This window comes from Acutalibacter sp. JLR.KK004 (genome assembly GCF_036941085.1).
Classification (GTDB): domain Bacteria; phylum Bacillota; class Clostridia; order Oscillospirales; family Acutalibacteraceae; genus Acutalibacter.
On the sequence record NZ_JAYMNQ010000001.1, the window covers coordinates 1,527,303 to 1,540,112 of the forward strand.

The following is a 12,810-nucleotide window of genomic DNA, read 5'->3' on the forward strand; positions in this document are numbered from 1 at the left end:
CTCCCATTACAGTCCCAACCTTTTTTTCAGCCCAGCCGCATACTGCCTGGACACATACACAGCCTCCCCGCCCCGCATGGTCAGCCGCAGCCGACCTCCCAGGTCGGGCCGCAGGGACTGAATGGCGTTGAAGTTGACAATCACAGATTTGGAGGCCCGGAAAAACCCCCGGCCAATAAGCCGTTCTTCCAGCTCATATAACCGTAAAGGCGTTTCAAATACACCTTCTGCTGTGTACAAAAAGGTTTTCCTGTCCACTGTGTCGATGTAGAGCACCTCCTCCATGTCCAGTAGGTAGGTCTGTCCGCCCTGTTCCCCGGTCAGCTTCCGCCCGTCCATAGCCCGCAGCAAGGCCAGCAGCCTTTGGGCTTCGCTGTCCGCCCGGGGGCAGCGGATAAGGACCTCCATCTCCTCCAAGGCTGAATCTTCCTCCAGCTTAATCTGCATCGTTCTGCCTCCTTTCCCTTGGCCTGCCCACAGTATACCCCACCAGGCTTCAGGATTGCAAGAGCTTTTGCGCCACCTGGGTTTTCCGGGCCTCAAGGCGCAAAAAAAGAGCACCGAAACAAACGCTCCGATGCTCTCTGTTTTATGGAACTATCACGCTATACGCCTTGCCAGGGGCATAAGATTAATAGCCGCGCTTTACGTAAGTGGTGTGCAGAACCTCGTGGGCCTTGTGGCTGCCAGGCTCGCCCAGAAACTCCTCATAGCACTTCTTCACTACAGGGCTTTCATGGGACTTGCGCAGAGGCATAGCTTTGTCCTGATCGTACAGGGCCTTGGCACGCTGGGCCTTCACATCGGTGAAGCTCCGCTCTGTAGCGGATACAATGGGCTGGCCGCCGCCATTTACGCAGCCGCCAGGACAGCACATAATTTCCACAAAGTGGTAATCTGCCTCGCCTGCGCGGATTTTCTCCAGAATCTTGTTGGCATTGGAAAGGCCGCTGGCTACAGCCACCTTCACATCCATGCCCGCTACCTTGTACACGGCTTCCTTAATGCCCTCGGTGCCGCGGACTTCTTCATAGTCGATAGACTCCACAGACTTGCCCTCCAGCACATCGGCTGCAGTGCGCAGGGCCGCTTCCATCACGCCGCCGGTAGCGCCGAAGATGACAGCCGCACCGGTGGATACGCCCATGGCGTCATCAAACTTCTCATCAGGCAGGCGGTTGAAGTTGAGCTGGGCCTTCTTAATCATCTTGGCAAGCTCCCGAGTGGTCAGGCTGATGTCCACATCAGGCAGGCCGGCAGCAGCTTCATCCTCCCGCTTGATTTCAAACTTCTTCGCTGTGCAGGGCATAACGGAGACAGAAACAATCTTAGAGGGATCAATGCCTTCCTTCTGGGCATACCAGGTCTTAATCAGCGCGCCAGTCATGTTCTGGGGAGATTTGCAGCTAGAGAGATTGTCCAGCAAATCCGGGTAATAGTGCTCGCAGAACTTCACCCATCCGGGAGAGCAGGAGGTGATCATGGGCAGGGTGCCGCCGTTCTTCACACGATCGACAAACTCGTGGGCCTCCTCCATGATGGTCATGTCTGCGCCGAAATCGGTATCGAACACCTTGTCAAAGCCCAGACGGCGCAGAGCGGCCGCCATCTTGCCCTCTACATTGGTGCCGATGGGCATGCCAAATTCCTCGCCCAAAGCAGCGCGCACAGCAGGAGCAGTCTGCACAATCACGATCTTCTCAGGATCGTTGATAGCGTCGATAACATCCTGTGTGTTGTCCTTCTCGCGCAGGGCGCCTGTGGGACAGCTTACAATGCACTGTCCGCAGGCCACGCAGGAAACGTCTGCCAGAGGGGCCTCAAAGGCACAGCCAATCTGGGTGTCAAAGCCGCGGTTGTTTGCGCCGATAACAGAAACATGCTGGTTCTGGCAGGCAGCCACGCAGCGGCGGCACAAGACGCACTTGGCGTTGTTGCGCTCCAGATACGGGGTGGAAACATCGGTAACATTGTTGGGCAGCGCCCCTGCAAAGCGCTCCTCTTCCTCAATGCCCATGTCATTGCACAGCTTCTGCAGCTCGCAGTTGCCGCTGCGGTCGCAGGTCAGGCACTTCCGCTCATGGACGGAGAGCAGCAGCTCCAGCGTCATGCGGCGGGACTGCTGTACCTTGGGAGAGTTAGTGAACACTTCCATGCCGTCATTTACGGGGTATACGCAGGCGGCCACCAGGGAGCGGGCGCCCTTTACCTCTACCATGCACATACGGCAGGCGCCTATCTGGTTGATATCCTTCAAAAAGCAAAGGGTGGGGATATCAATACCGGCAGTGCGGGCGGCTTCCAGGACGGTAGAATCCTTGGGAACCTCATAGGACACGCCGTTAATCTTGATATTGACCATATCCATAGATTACTAATCAATCCTTTCTTACGTCTGCGTGGTAAGCTGTTGCCAGGGCAGACTAAAGCCCCAGCACGTAAAGCGGGAGCGCTTTACAACATCGCGCCACGCTGCCTTATTTCTTCACAACTGCGCCGAACTTGCATTTCTCCATGCAAACGCCGCACTTGATGCACTTGTTGGTATCAATCACATGGGCCTGCTTGACAGCGCCGGAAATAGCCCCCACAGGGCAGTTACGGGCGCAAAGGGTACAACCTTTACACTTGTCGGCCTCAATAGCGTAATTGGTAAGGGCTTTACAGGCGCCAGCAGGGCAGCGATGCTCCACCACATGGGCCTCATACTCGTCCCTGTAATACTTCAAGGTGGAGAGTACCGGGTTCGGAGCCGTCTGGCCCAGGCCGCACAGGGAGTTCTCCTTGATGTAGTAGCACAGCTCCTCCATCTTGTCGATGTCCTCCAAAGTGCCGTTGCCGGAGGTAATCTTGTTGAGGATTTCCAGCAGGCGCTTGGTGCCCACCCGGCAGGGCGTACACTTGCCGCAGGATTCGTCCACCGTAAACTCCAGGAAGAACTTGGCGATATCCACCATACAGGTAGTCTCGTCCATAACAATCAGGCCGCCGGAACCCATCATAGAGCCGATAGCCAGCAGGTTGTCATAGTCGATGGGGGTGTCAATCAGCTTTGCCGGGATACATCCGCCAGAGGGGCCGCCGGTCTGGGCAGCCTTGAAGGTGTGGCCGCCAGGCACGCCGCCGCCAATATCCTCCACAACCTCCCGCAGGGTGGTGCCCATGGGCACTTCCACAAGGCCGGTGTTGGTAATCTTGCCGCCCAGAGCAAACACCTTGGTGCCGGGAGACTTTTCGGTGCCGATAGACTTAAACCAATCAGCGCCCTTTAAGATAATCTGCGGGATGTTGGCATAGGTTTCCACATTGTTAAGCACTGTGGGCTTCCCGAACAGGCCCTTGAGAGCCGGGAACGGAGGCCGCACGCGGGGTTCGCCGCGCTTGCCTTCAATGGAGGTCATGAGGGCGGTTTCTTCGCCGCACACGAAAGCGCCTGCGCCCAGACGGATGTCAATGTCAAAGTCAAAGCCGGAATCAAAAATATTCTTGCCCAGCAGGCCGTATTCCCGGGCCTGATCAATGGCAATCTGCAGGCGCTTTACCGCAATAGGATACTCTGCTCGGATGTAGATATAGCCCTGGCTTGCGCCGATGGCGTAGCCGGCAATGGCCATAGCCTCCAGCACGCTGTGGGGGTCGCCTTCCAAAACAGAGCGATCCATAAAGGCGCCGGGGTCGCCTTCGTCAGCGTTGCAGCAGGCATATTTCTGATCAGCCTGGTTGGCTGCGGCAAATTTCCACTTAAGCCCTGTGGGGAAGCCTGCGCCGCCGCGGCCCCGCAGGCCGGAAGCCAGCATCAGGTCGATAACTTCCTGAGGCGTCATCTCCGTAAGCACCTTGCCAAGAGCGGCATAGCCGTCCTGGGCGATGTACTCGTCAATCAACTCGGGGTTGATAACGCCGCAGTTTCTAAGGGCAATGCGCATCTGCTTTGCGTAGAACTTGGTTTCGTTCAAAGACTTGGTAGTGTTGTCGTCCACCACTGTCTCCTGGTACAGCAGGCGCTTGACGATACGGCCCTTTAAGAGGTGCTCGTCCACAATCTCCTTCACGTCATCCACTGTAACGCGGCTGTAGAAAGCGCCTTCAGGATACACCACCATAATGGGGCCTAAAGCGCACAGGCCAAAGCAGCCGGTACGGATAACGTTCACTTCCTTCTCAAGGCCCACAGCCTTGATTTCTTCATTCAGCTTTTCGATGATCTGCTCGCTGTTGGAGGAGGTACAGCCCGTTCCTCCGCAGACCAGCACGTTCGAACGATACATAGATTCTTCCTCCTAATTTATTTCGCGCCGATGGCGTTGGCCCCAATGGTGTACTCGCTCACCACATTGCCGTTTACCAGATGGTCGTTTACCACCCGCAGGGCCTTCTCGGCGGTCATTTTCACATAGGTGACCTTCTCCTGTCCGGGAGTGACAACCTCCACCACCGGCTCATACTGGCAGATGCCGATGCAGCCTGTCTGTGTGACCATAATGCCCTGGAGGTTGCGCTTTGCCACCTCTTCCACAAAGGCGTTAAGCACAGGCCTGGCCCCGGCAGCAATGCCGCAGGTAGCCATACCCACCAGCACCTTGGTTCCGGCGTCGGCATTCTCACGGATGTTGACAGAAGCGCGGGCGCGCTCTTTAATTGCCTGCAGTTCCGCTAAAGATTTCATATATGGTACCATTCCTTTCTTGCGTTGTTCAGCCGTTTCCAGCGGCTTTCAGGAGCTTTACGAAAAGTCCCTGAAAGGCTGTAAAAACCTTTTGCCACACCTGCGGCGCGTAAAACCCCGTTAACTGCGTGGCAGTGTCCTTGTTCCGATGATTTTCCGGCTTCCGCCAAAGGAAACCCGCATACAATGCGCTATTCCTCCGCAGGCTCCTGGCCGGTCAGGACATAGTGGGTCTGCTCCTCCAGATAATCCTTTATCCACAGCACCACCTCCGGTGCGTTCAGGGAAACATCCCCTCCCAGCACCTCCCGCAGCTCCGCCGTGTTCAGGGCAAAATCCCGCTGGGCACTGTGGTCCTTATAGCTTCTGGTAAAGAGGAAATCCCTGTCCGGGTTCCCTGTAACCAGCAGGAGCATGGTGCCGTTGATATCCCCTAAAGGGATCATATCCACGCTGGAGGGATGGAATACCGCTGCCAGCTCTGTACCTACCCCCACTGTAGAGTCAATGGTAAAGTGCCCCCCTGTCATCTCCGCTTCCATTTTGAACAAGGGAACCCCCAGCCCCACATTCCGAGTGGTACGGGTGGTGTAGAAGGGATCCGTAACATTCTGCACCTGCTCAGGCGTCATGCCCCGCCCGTTATCCTTCACGGATATGCGCAGAAGATCCTGGGTCAGATCTTCCTCCACCGCAATGGTAATAAGGGACGCCCCGGCGGAAATGGAGTTCTGGGCTATGTCCATGACATTTAACGACAGCTCCCGCATGGATTACTCCATGTATTTTGCCAGAATACTGTCAACCTCTTCCGGCTCCAGACGGCCGTATACGTCCTCATTCACCGTCATAACAGGGGCCAGGCCGCAGGCGCCGATGCACCGGCAGGCGGTCAGGGAGAAAGCGCCGTCCTCGGTACATTCTTCAGGGTTGATGCCCAGCTTCTGCTGAATGCGGTCCAGCACCTTGTCAGCGCCCTTTACATAGCAGGCAGTGCCCAGGCACACAGAGATGTGGTTGCGGCCCTTGGGCGTCAAGGAGAACTGGGAATAGAAAGTGGATACGCCATAGACCTCCTCCAGGGGTACGTTCAGGCCCTTGGCGATTTTCTGCTGCACCTCTAAGGGCAGATAGCCGTAAATTTCCTGCGCCTGATGGAGCGCTGGCATTACAGCCCCCTCCTGCCCCTTCAGGCCCCCGATCACTTCGTCGAGCTTCTGTGCCTGCTCGGGAGTGTCGTGGAACGGCAAATTGCTGATTCGCTTTTGCATAGGTTTTTCCTCCCAAAATATTGATGGTTGCAACTTAAGAGCCTGTTCAGCCTCTTCCCGCGCAGGTTTTGGCAGCGCATTTTCCGCTCCGGAAGGCAAAACCGTTTGCCAGCCCCCGCGCGCCCAGATGCTGAAAAGCCTCTAACGGACAGCCAGTTGTGGCCGTCCCTGAACATCCTACTAAATATATCAAAATCCAGGGCTATTATAATTCTTCAAAAGAACTATAATGAAAAGAACGACAATTTGCTACAGGATTTTCCTGTACAAACCGTAAATTGTTACCAAAATATCGGTATAAATTTCTCGAATGCCCTTTTCAGCCCTTTCCCAGCGCCTGCAGCACCGCCCGCGCCGACTTTTCCGGCAGGCTGATGGTATGGGCTTCCGACTCCGCCAGCGTCTCCAAATAGTGGGAGTCCGAGTCCCGCACCGCCTTTAGCCCCTCAAGCTCCGGGTTTGTTCTGAACAGCGCCTCCATGTCGCAGTCCCTGGTGGCCTCGAAAGCGGCAAAGCCCACTTCCGGTGGAAGGCTTCCCAGGGCGGCGATGACGCTGTAAGAATCCCGGTTCACATGGGCTGGCAAAGCTATGCCGCCATATTCCTTTGCCAGGGCGCATACATCGTCCACCCCCACAAAGGAGGAAACCAGCAGCAGGTTTTCCTCCAGCCCAAGCAGCTCCTCCGACCGGGAAAGCATCCGCTGTTCCCCGAAAATGTCCGCTTTGTTTGGGATGTGGGGCATGTTCTTATATATGTAGCTGTCAAAACCCATAGCACCTTCCAGCGTCTCAAAAAGGCAGACAATATGGGCTTCTTCAGAAGTACACAGCTCCATGCCAGGGATTACCAGCACCCCCGCCTCCTGCCCTGCCGCCATAACAGAAGCAGCGTTTTTGCTGGTGTTATGGTCGGTAATAGCGATGATATCCAGCCCCATCAGCGCCGCCATTCCCGCAATATTGCTGGGGGTCATGTCGTTGTCGCCGCAGGGGGACAGGCAGGAATGTATGTGGAAGTCATAGCGGTACTCAGCCATTTCCCTGCCCCAATTGCCCCGCCACCTTCAAAGCGGTTTCATAGAGGTTTTCCGGGCAGGTATACACTGGTATCCCCTGGAGTTCCGCCCGATTCTTGGCGGCCTCATCCAAGGCTGCGTCCTCCGCCAGCACGATGCCCGCCACGTCTGTCAGGGCAGCAACCGCAATAGCGTTCACATTCCCCATCACTGTCAACCATACGTTGCCTGAAAGGGCGCGGGCCATCACCCAGCTTAAAAGGTCGCCAATGTAGCACCCGTCCACCTGGGCGTCTGTGCCCTCCTCCCCCGCCAGCAGCTTCCAGCCGCAGTTCTCCGCCATCTCTTTTATTGTCATAACGGCATCATCTTCCTCTCTTGTTTTCGTTGGCTTGTCAAGCTGCGGGAGTTTGTCCCGCCACCCTTTTTTAAGGAAAAAGGATTCACGCCGTGTCTGCGTCCGCCCACGTAAGCGCGCGAACCCTCCGCGCGGCGATAACCCACATCTTAACTTTCCCGCATCTCAGGTGCTTCCCGCCTGCCGGCTCGGTCGGCTCAGGGCGATTGCCGCTGGCAATCGTCACCGTCACGCTGCGGCAGCACGCAGGGGGCTGTCTCCAGGGCCGACAAGGTGCTTGCCACCTGCTGCAACTGCTTGCGGTACACAAACACGCAGTCTGTCTTGCGGGATCCGCCCTTCACCACGTCCTCCGCAAAGGCCCGGCAGGTGGGAGAGCCGCAGGCCCCGCAGTCCAGCCCAGGGAACTCCTGCTCCATTTCGTCTATCTGCACCATCATCATCATGGCTTCCTGGAGGTTCTCCGAAAGGCTCATCACGTTGGAGAACTCCAACCCGCTTTCCCACTCCATCAGGCTGGGGATAGGCCCTCCCTGCAAATGGTTCTGGGAAACGGGCAAATACTTCCGCAGCCGCTGGATCCGGGCCTTGGCCACATAAGGGTTCTCCACGCACAGCACGCCGCCCACGCAGCCGCCGGCGCAGGCGTTCAGCTCAATGAAGTCCAACTCGCCAATGCGCTCGTCCTCAATTTCCTCCAGCACCCGGATCACATTTTCAATGCCATCCGCCGCTAGATATTTTTCGTTCAAAAGCGCCGCCGATTCGCCTCCGCTGGTAGCCCATCCCACCCCGATAATGCCGGAGTTGGCAATAGGCTCGATGGATGTCAGGTGATCCATTTTGCTGGAGAGCATGGGGAACACATCGCTGATAGCAAGGGCGCCGTCCACCATGGATTTTTCCAGGCCGATAGGCGCTTTGATATCCGTCACCTTTGCCGGGCAGGGGGTGATGAAGAAGCATCCAATATCCTCATAGGGCAGCCCTGTTTCTTCGTGAGCCTGCTGCTTTGCCATAGCCGCCGCCGTCTCCATGGGAGATTTCAGGGGCAGCACGTTGTCTACCAAGTCAGGGAAACGCACCCGTATCATCCGCACCACCGCCGGGCATGCGGAGCTGATAACAGGCCGCTTGAGCTTCCCGGCATCCATGAGCTTACGGGTGGCCTCGCTGATAAGTTCCGCCGCCCGGGAAACCTCGAACACCATATCAAAGCCCATTTCCTTCAGCCCGGTAAGCACATAGTCGATGTCATCCAGATTGTTAAACTGGCCGTACAGGGTAGGCGCTGGTAATGCAATATTGTATTTGAATTCCTGCATACGGGAAAGCTGGGTGTACCTGGCCCGTTTGGCGTGGTGGGGGCAGATGCGGATGCATTCGCCGCAGTCTATGCACCGTTCGGGCGCGATGACGGCCTTGCCCCCCCGCACCCGTATAGCTTCGGTGGGGCAGCGCTTGATGCAGTTGGTACAGCCCACGCACTGCTCCTCGTGCAGGGTAACGGAATGGTAAAACTCAACCATATTACATGCACACGGCAAGGCACAGCCTCCGGTAAGGAGAAGGCCCCGCCGTTCCTTTCTTCATTTCTTGGTTTGCGGGAAAGGCCCGCTTTCAGGGCCGCGTGCCGCTTACTTCTTGCCGGGGTTTACCACCATATGTACGGTGGTGCCTTCCCCCACCACGGACCCAATTTCCATCAGATCTGTGTATTTTTTCATGTTGGGCAGGCCCATTCCCGCCCCAAAGCCCAAAGACCGGACGTTATCCGGGGCTGTGGACCAGCCGGCCTGCATAGCTTTGGATACATCGGCAATGCCGGGGCCATGGTCCTGCAGAAGGATGTCTACCTTGTCGGGATCAATATCCACAGTGGCTTCGCCGCCGCCCGCATGGATAACCATGTTGATTTCCCCTTCGTACATCGCAATGGCTACGCGGCGGATGGCGTCAGGCTCGTAGCCCAGGCGTTTCAGCTTATGTTTCACGTCGCCAGAGGCTTCGCCGGCCCGGGTGAAGTCGTCTCCAGGCACATCATAATGTAAATGCAGCATACTCATCAGATATCACACCCTCCCCGCAGACCATTGGAATATAACAGCCCGCAGGCCGTAAACATACGATAAGGAGTGGCAAGAACGGTAATGTCCTTTTGCTTTGCCAAATCCACCACGCCGGGATTCACTTCCTTGCCCCGCACAAACACAATGCAGTGCATGTCCATCATTTCCGCCGTTCGCACCACCTGGGGATTCATCAGGCCTGTCAGCAGCACAGACTGATCCTTTACAAAAGCCAGCACGTCGCTCATCATATCGCTGCCGCAGGCTGTTTTCACTTCCTCGTCCAGGCTCCCTTCGTTCAAAACCTCGCATTTCAGGATGTCAATAATGTCCCTTACTTTCATAGACTGGTTTTCCTCCCGGATTAAAAATTTGCTGTTAGAAGCCACACTGCCAGAACTGTGCAAGGAGTTTCGAGGAAACCTTACAAGATCCAAGGAAAACACGGAAAAAATTATCGCATTTTAAAAAAATCCCGATAGAATCCCGTAAAAGCTGCCGGAACAGTTTACACACCGCCCTGGGGCAAGGCTTCTCATTTTAAGGGTAGGGGCTGCCCTGCTATGGGGCAGCCTGAGGCTTGGCATTTTGCGCATCCTCATTGCTTAGATTATATCATATAAAGGGGCCAAAGTGCAAACATTTTATATAATTTGCCAGATTTTTTTCTGCCGCAGATTTCCCCCTTTTTTCTCCCCCAGTGCAATTTTGCAATTTCAAAAGTTTTATCTTGCATTTTAGACGCAAAAGCGCTATAATAGGGCAACCCATACAGGCTGTTCTGTGAGGAACAGGGGGCTGAAAAAAGCTGGAAATTTGTTGTGATTTTCCACAAAAACGGCCCAAAACGCATTTATGTCTAAAAGCTGAACTGTCTGTTTTTCTGGTAAAAACCAGATGGAAAACAGGAAAAGCAAGCAGTTTTGTAAATGATTTGTCATTTTTGTTTCCGGATTGTCATTTTTGAAAAGATCAAATTTTGTGTATTTTGCCAAACCTCTGGTGTTCCCAAGCCTGCGAGCTTTTTTCGTATCCCAGTATTCATTAAAGTATTATTTTTAGGAGGTAATGAAAATGTCCCGTGTGTACAATTTTTCTGCCGGGCCTTCCATGCTGCCCGAAGCCGTACTGCAAAAAGCTGCCGCCGAAATGATGGACTATGAGGGCAGCGGCCAGTCCGTTATGGAGATGTCCCACCGCTCCAAGGTCTATGACGCCATTATCAAAGGGGCAGAGAGCCTGCTGCGGGAGGTTATGGCTATCCCGGAAAACTATAAGGTTCTGTTTTTGCAGGGAGGCGCCTCTTCCCAGTTTGCCGCTGTGCCCATGAACCTGATGACAAAAAACCACAAGGCCGACTATGTGCTGTCCGGGCAGTTTTCCACAAAGGCCTATCAGGAAGCCAGCCGCTATGGCGACGTGAAGGCTGTGGCAAGCAGCAAGGAGGACACCTTCTCCCACATTCCGGAAATTGACAAAAATGAGTGCCGCCCGGACGCGGACTATTTCCATATCTGCATGAACAACACCATTTACGGCACCCTGTGGCACACCCTGCCTAACACCGGCGATGTGCCCCTGGTGGCGGACATCTCCTCCTGCATTTTAAGCCAGCCCATTGACGTGAGCAAATTTGGCCTGCTGTATGCCGGGGCACAGAAGAATGTGGCCCCTGCCGGCCTTACCATTGTTATCGTGCGGGAGGATCTTATTGGCGAGACGCTTCCGGGCACTCCCACCATGTTTATGTATGACGTGATGGCGAAAAACGATTCCATGTACAATACCCCTCCCTGCTGGTCTATTTATATGTGCAAGCTGGTGCTGGAGTGGATTCAGAACGACATTGGCGGCCTTGCCAAAATGGAGGAGCGCAACGTGAAAAAGGCCCAACTGCTCTATGATTTCCTGGACAGCTCCAAGCTGTTTAAGCCCTGCGCCAGGAAAGACAGCCGCTCCATTATGAACGTCACCTTTGTGACGGGGGACTCGGACACGGACGGAAAATTTGTAAAGGAGGCCGCCGCAGCGGGATTTGTGAACCTGAAGGGCCACCGCAGTGTGGGCGGTATGCGGGCTTCCATCTACAACGCCATGCCTGTGGAGGGCATTGAAAAGCTGGTGGCCTTTATGCGGGATTTTGAGAAGGCCAACGGGTAATTTTGAGCCATAATGAATGGACGGAAAGGATGGTATGCAACATGCATAAGATACTGTGCTTAAACAAGATAAGCCCTGTGGGCACCAAACGCTTTGGGGAGGCTTACACCTTCTCCCCGGAAATGCAGGAGCCAGAGGGCATTCTCGTGCGCTCTGCCGCCATGCACGACATGAATTTGCCGGAAACCCTGCTGGCTATAGCCAGGGCTGGGGCTGGGGTGAACAATATCCCTGTGGACAAATGCACGGAAAAGGGCATTGTGGTGTTCAATACCCCGGGGGCTAACGCCAATGCTGTGAAAGAACTGGTTCTGTGCGCCCTGCTGCTCACCTCCCGGAAAATCCCCGCCGCCATGGACTGGGTGAAAACCCTTAAGGGGGAAGGCGGCGCTGTGGGCAAGCTGGTGGAGAAGGGCAAGTCCCAGTTTGCGGGGCCGGAAATCAGCGGCAAAACCCTGGGCGTGGTGGGCCTGGGGGCCATTGGTATTCTGGTGGCAAATGCCGCCGAGGCCTTGGGCATGACGGTTTACGGCTATGACCCCTTCCTCTCTGTGGAGGCGGCCTGGCGGCTTTCCAGCTCTGTGAAGCGCTCCCTTTCTTTAGATGAGATTTACGCAAACTGCGACTATATCTCCCTGCACCTGCCTGCGACCAAAGACACAAAGGGTATGATAAACGGGGAGACCATTGGCAAGATGAGGGACGGCGTGCGGCTTTTAAACTTCGCCCGGGGGGAGCTGTGCGACAGCGCCGCGCTCTGCGAGGCTCTTGCAAGCGGCAAGATGGCGGCTTACGCCACAGACTTCCCGGCTGACTGTCTGATTGGCGCGGAGAATGTGACGGCCCTCCCCCACCTGGGCGCTTCCACACCGGAAAGCGAGGACAATTGCGCGGAGATGGCTGTGGATCAGATGAAGGACTATCTGGAAAACGGCAACATCAAAAATGCTGTGAACCTGCCCTCCCTCTCTATGGCCCGGGAGCCGGGCACCAAGCGGGTGTGCCTGATTCACAAGAACCTGCCCAACACCATTGCCATCTTTGCCGCTGCCTGCGGCCAGGCCGGGATTAACATTGAGAACATGCAGAGCAAGTCCCGGGGGGAATATGCCTACACCATTCTGGACGTGACCGGGGATCTGCCCGGGGGCACCTTCTCGAAACTGGAGCATGTGGTGAAGATCCGGGTGATTGAGTAATTTGAACTGAAAAAATGGCATAGAAAGAACCGGCAGAGCTTGCGCCCCGCCGGTTTTCTCTATTATTTT

14 protein-coding genes are annotated in these 12,810 nt (G+C 55.5%); 2 read left to right on the forward strand and 12 right to left on the reverse strand.

What is annotated here, in order from left to right:
- Positions 1–6: 6 nt before the first annotated feature.
- The 12 genes from VSQ30_RS08430 to VSQ30_RS08485 form a co-directional block, all read right to left on the reverse strand.
- Positions 7–447: a LytTR family DNA-binding domain-containing protein gene (locus VSQ30_RS08430; RefSeq protein WP_334463365.1), complete on the reverse strand. Its 441-nt coding sequence runs from the start codon at positions 445–447 to the stop codon at positions 7–9.
- A 184-nt stretch (positions 448–631) separates the two neighbouring features.
- Positions 632–2,368: an NADH-dependent [FeFe] hydrogenase, group A6 gene (locus VSQ30_RS08435; RefSeq protein WP_334463367.1), complete on the reverse strand. Its 1,737-nt coding sequence runs from the start codon at positions 2,366–2,368 to the stop codon at positions 632–634.
- 109 nt (positions 2,369–2,477) lie between these two features.
- The gene (gene nuoF, locus VSQ30_RS08440) at positions 2,478–4,268 is read right to left on the reverse strand and encodes an NADH-quinone oxidoreductase subunit NuoF (RefSeq protein ID WP_334463369.1); all 1,791 of its coding nucleotides are present in this window, start codon (positions 4,266–4,268) and stop codon (positions 2,478–2,480) included.
- Positions 4,269–4,285: 17 nt separating this feature from the next.
- A complete protein-coding gene (locus VSQ30_RS08445) occupies positions 4,286–4,666 on the reverse strand; it encodes a (2Fe-2S) ferredoxin domain-containing protein (RefSeq protein ID WP_334463371.1) in 381 nt (126 codons plus the stop codon).
- 191 nt (positions 4,667–4,857) lie between these two features.
- On the reverse strand, positions 4,858–5,436 hold the full coding sequence (locus tag VSQ30_RS08450) for an ATP-binding protein (protein WP_334463373.1): 579 nt from the start codon (positions 5,434–5,436) through the stop codon (positions 4,858–4,860).
- Positions 5,437–5,439: 3 nt separating this feature from the next.
- On the reverse strand, positions 5,440–5,937 hold the full coding sequence (locus VSQ30_RS08455) for an NADH-quinone oxidoreductase subunit NuoE family protein (protein ID WP_160641318.1): 498 nt from the start codon (positions 5,935–5,937) through the stop codon (positions 5,440–5,442).
- Between the two features lie 319 nt (positions 5,938–6,256).
- A complete protein-coding gene (locus VSQ30_RS08460) occupies positions 6,257–6,976 on the reverse strand; it encodes a PHP domain-containing protein (protein ID WP_334463374.1) in 720 nt (239 codons plus the stop codon).
- The gene (locus VSQ30_RS08465) at positions 6,969–7,313 is read right to left on the reverse strand and encodes a DRTGG domain-containing protein (protein WP_334463376.1); all 345 of its coding nucleotides are present in this window, start codon (positions 7,311–7,313) and stop codon (positions 6,969–6,971) included. Before VSQ30_RS08465 ends, VSQ30_RS08460 begins: the two co-directional genes overlap by 8 nt.
- A gap of 197 nt (positions 7,314–7,510) precedes the next feature.
- Positions 7,511–8,860 (reverse strand): [Fe-Fe] hydrogenase large subunit C-terminal domain-containing protein, encoded by a 1,350-nt coding sequence (locus VSQ30_RS08470; RefSeq protein ID WP_334463378.1) that lies wholly within the window; start codon positions 8,858–8,860, stop codon positions 7,511–7,513.
- 90 nt (positions 8,861–8,950) lie between these two features.
- Positions 8,951–9,379, reverse strand: coding sequence for an ATP-binding protein (locus VSQ30_RS08475; protein WP_334463379.1), 429 nt, complete (start codon positions 9,377–9,379; stop codon positions 8,951–8,953).
- Positions 9,379–9,726, reverse strand: coding sequence for a DRTGG domain-containing protein (locus VSQ30_RS08480; RefSeq protein ID WP_160641314.1), 348 nt, complete (start codon positions 9,724–9,726; stop codon positions 9,379–9,381). Before VSQ30_RS08480 ends, VSQ30_RS08475 begins: the two co-directional genes overlap by 1 nt.
- A 408-nt stretch (positions 9,727–10,134) precedes the next feature.
- Positions 10,135–10,377, reverse strand: coding sequence for a hypothetical protein (locus tag VSQ30_RS08485; protein WP_334463382.1), 243 nt, complete (start codon positions 10,375–10,377; stop codon positions 10,135–10,137).
- A gap of 79 nt (positions 10,378–10,456) precedes the next feature.
- On the opposite strand from VSQ30_RS08485, the gene serC reads away from it, so the two are divergent.
- Positions 10,457–11,542, forward strand: coding sequence for a 3-phosphoserine/phosphohydroxythreonine transaminase (gene serC, locus VSQ30_RS08490; RefSeq protein WP_334463383.1), 1,086 nt, complete (start codon positions 10,457–10,459; stop codon positions 11,540–11,542).
- A gap of 41 nt (positions 11,543–11,583) precedes the next feature.
- Positions 11,584–12,741: a 3-phosphoglycerate dehydrogenase family protein gene (locus VSQ30_RS08495; protein ID WP_334463384.1), complete on the forward strand. Its 1,158-nt coding sequence runs from the start codon at positions 11,584–11,586 to the stop codon at positions 12,739–12,741.
- Positions 12,742–12,810 lie beyond the last annotated feature (69 nt).